General features: G+C 59.0%; 1 pseudogene. It reads left to right on the forward strand.

Annotated elements, in window-relative coordinates:
* Positions 1-261 precede the first annotated feature (261 nt).
* Positions 262-463 (forward strand): annotated as a pseudogene (locus tag IRZ56_RS23220) (group II intron reverse transcriptase/maturase); the annotation flags it as partial.

Below are 463 nucleotides of genomic sequence, written 5' to 3' on the forward strand. Positions count from 1 at the left end.
AATGCTGGTCTGACGTACAGGAAGCGGATTAGGCGGCGCAGCGGGGTAAGACGGCTATGATCGTCAAAGCCCAATACTTGCACGGAACGCTGTGACGTAGATCCGACAGGCATAAGCAGGAAGGTCACGCGAATTACCCTGGGAGATCTGCACGTTTGCCCTGTGCTACCGAGCGTCGAGAGGCGACGGAATGAGCGTGCAGAAGTCAGCCGAAGCCGTAGTAAGTGGCAGTTAACCGCGCCACCAAGGGCCGAACAGGTTATGCCGCTAGTAGGTGTCACTGTCTCGTTGGTAGCCGTAATGCAGAAATTTCCCACAGCGGAAACTGTCACTCTGAGTCCAGGCCAGAAGCCAAGGATGACGCCTGACAGCGCAAAGGTGCCGGCGGCGTCAGCGACGTGGACGAACGCGGAGCCGGACACGCTGATGGAGCGGGTGCTTGCACCGGACAACCTCAGGCGTG

This window comes from Pseudomonas guariconensis (genome assembly GCF_015680235.1).
In the GTDB taxonomy this organism is placed as follows: domain Bacteria; phylum Pseudomonadota; class Gammaproteobacteria; order Pseudomonadales; family Pseudomonadaceae; genus Aquipseudomonas; species Aquipseudomonas guariconensis_A.